The organism is Leptotrichia sp. OH3620_COT-345 (genome assembly GCF_003932895.1).
Taxonomy (GTDB): Bacteria; Fusobacteriota; Fusobacteriia; order Fusobacteriales; family Leptotrichiaceae; genus Pseudoleptotrichia.
The window spans coordinates 1-225 of sequence record NZ_RQYW01000221.1; the positions used below are offsets into that span (position 1 = coordinate 1).

The following is a 225-nucleotide window of genomic DNA, read 5'->3' on the forward strand; positions in this document are numbered from 1 at the left end:
GGTAGTACTTGATGAGAGGGCATTATTATTTGATTTTGACAAGTCAAATGTAAAAGCACAGTATTACGGTATATTACAGAACTTAAAGGAATATATAACAGTAAATGATTATGATGTGACGATAGTAGGACATACGGATTCCAAAGGGACGAATGAATATAATTTGAAACTTGGTCTGCGAAGAGCGGAAAGTGTAAAGGCGAAGTTGCTTGAGTTCGGAGTACC

At 36.4% G+C, this 225-nt stretch carries 1 protein-coding gene; it reads left to right on the plus strand.

Translation table 11 applies throughout. The annotated features are described in order from the left end of the window. Positions 1-225: OmpA family protein (locus tag EII29_RS11840; RefSeq protein ID WP_148096461.1), on the plus strand; the 225-nt coding region annotated here is incomplete at both ends.